Annotated in this window: 1 protein-coding gene; it reads left to right on the top strand. The window is 73.0% G+C overall.

The annotated features are described in order from the left end of the window. Nucleotides 1–2595: type I polyketide synthase (locus DEH69_RS27120; protein ID WP_113689628.1), on the top strand; the 2595-nt coding region annotated here is incomplete at both ends.

Here is a 2595-nt window from a genome sequence, read left to right as displayed (position 1 = left end):
GCGGGTTGACCGCCACGTCGATCGCCTGGGGCCCCTGGGCGGGCGGCGGCATGGCCTCGAACGAGACCGGCGACGCCCTGCGCCGCCGCGGCCTCATCGCCCTTGACCCCGCCATCGCCCTCGCCGCCCTTCGGCAGGCCACCGGCGACGGCGAGACGTGCCTGACCGTCGCCGATGTCGACTGGTCCGTCTTCGCCCCCGCGTTCGCCGCCGCGAGGCCACGCCCGCTGATCGCCGACCTCCCCGAAGCGGCCGACGCCCTCGCCACCGAGACGACGACCGGCGTCCAGGCCACCCGACTCGCGACGCTGGGCCACGCCGAACGCGCCCGCGAGCTGCTGCACTTGGTGCGCTCCGAGGCGGCGGCGGTGCTCGGCTTCGCCGGGCCCAATGAGGTCGAACCAGGCCGCGCCTTCCGGGACTTGGGCTTCGACTCGCTCACCGCCGTCGAGCTGCGCAACGCCCTCACCGCCGCCACCGGCCTGCCGCTCCCCGCCACCGCCGCGTTCGACCACCCCAACGCCGAAGCCCTGGCCGCCCATGTAGCCGCCGAGCTGTCCGGCGAGGAGAACGCCCCCGACGACCGCCTTCCCACCCCGGCCTCGGTCGCCGACGACCCGATCGTCATCGTCGGCATGGCCTGCCGCTACCCCGGTGGCGTCCGCTCGCCCGAGGACCTGTGGGACCTGGTGGCATCGGGCGGCGACGCGGTGGGCTCCTTCCCGACCGACCGTGGCTGGGACCTCGACACCCTGGGCTCCGGCGCCTCCACCACCACCCTCGGCGGATTCCTGTACGACGCTGGCCACTTCGACCCCGCCTTCTTCGGCGTGTCCCCGCGCGAGGCGCTGGCCATGGACCCCCAGCAGCGGCTGCTGCTCGAGACGTCGTGGGAGGCGTTCGAACACGCCGGTATCGCGCCATCCACGCTGCGCGGTAGCGCCACCGGCGTCTTCGTCGGCACCAACAACCAGGATTACGCGGCCCTGTTGGTCTCCGCGTCCGACGAACTCGGCGGCCACGTCGGCACCGGCAACGCCGCCAGCGTCGTCTCAGGTCGCCTCTCCTACACGTTCGGCCTCGAAGGCCCCGCCGTCACCGTCGACACCGCCTGCTCGTCCTCCCTGGTCGCACTCCACCTGGCCGTGCAGGCGCTCCGGCAGGGCGAGTGCACCCTCGCGCTCGCCGGTGGTGTGACGGTCATGGCCACGCCCGGCACATTCGTCGAGTTCTCCCGCCAGGGCGGCCTGGCCTCCGACGGCCGCTGCAAGGCGTTCGCCGCCGCCGCCGACGGCACGGGGTGGGGCGAGGGCGTCGGGCTTCTCCTAGCGGAACGCCTCTCCGACGCCCGCCGCAACGGCCACCCCGTCCTGGCGGTGGTGCGCGGAACGGCCACCAACCAGGACGGCGCCTCCAATGGCCTCACCGCCCCCAACGGCCCATCCCAACAGCGCGTCATCCGCGCCGCGTTGGCCAACGCGGGCCTCACCTCCGCCGATGTCGACGTCGTCGAGGGACACGGCACCGGCACCCGCCTCGGCGACCCGATCGAGGCCCAGGCCGTCGTCGCCACCTACGGGCAGGACCGTGAACAGCCGCTGTGGCTCGGCTCGTTGAAGTCCAACATCGGCCACACCCAGTCCGCATCCGGCGTCGGCGGCATCATCAAGATGGTCATGGCGATGCGCCACGAGCTGCTGCCCAAGACCCTCCACGTCGACGAGCCCACGCCGCATGTGGACTGGTCGGCGGGCGCGGTCGAGCTGCTGACCGAGGCCCGCCCATGGGAGGCACAGCGCCCGCGCCGCGCCGCCGTCTCCTCCTTCGGCATGAGCGGCACCAACGCCCATGTCATCGTCGAACAAGCCCCCGACGCCCCTGCGGACGAAAAGCCCGACGCCCCCACCCGGACGCTGCCCGTCGTTCCCGTGATCGTGTCGGGCGCCACCCCCGAGGCCCTGCGCGAACAGGCCACCCGCCTCCGCACGATCACCGAGGCCCGCCCGCTCGACCTCGGCTACGCCACCGCGACCGCGCGAACTCCCCTGGACGAACGCGCCGTTGTCATCGCGCGCGACAGGGAGACGCTGAGCATCGGCCTCGACGCCCTCGCCGACGGCAGGACCGCGACCGGTGTGGTGCGCGCCACCGGGCGAGGCGGCCCCCTGGCCTTCCTGTTCTCGGGGCAGGGCAGTCAACGGCTTGGCATGGGGCGGGAGTTGTATGAGGTGTTCCCGGTGTACGCGGACGCGTTCGACGCCGTGTGCGCGCGCCTGGACCGCGAACTGACCCGCCCCCTGCGCGATGTGACCTTCGGTGGGGACGCGGACCTGCTCAGTCGCACCGAGTTCGCGCAGGTGGCGTTGTTCGCGGTTGAGGTGGCGCTGTTCCGGCTGGTCGAGTCGTGGGGTGTCAGCCCTGACTTTCTCGCCGGTCACTCGATCGGCGAGATCGGGGCGGCGCATGTCGCGGGGGTGTTGTCTCTGGACGACGCGTGCGCTCTGGTGGCGGCCCGTGGTCGTCTGATGGGTGCGCTGCCGGAGGGTGGTGCGATGGTGGCGGTGCAGGCGTCGGAGTCGGAGGTGCTGCCGCTGC

Origin of the sequence: Streptomyces sp. PT12 (assembly GCF_003311645.1) — a bacterium.
In the GTDB taxonomy this organism is placed as follows: Bacteria; Actinomycetota; Actinomycetes; order Streptomycetales; family Streptomycetaceae; genus Streptomyces.
The sequence above is the reverse complement of the archived record's forward strand: the minus strand, read 5'-3'. Positions and strand labels throughout refer to the sequence as shown.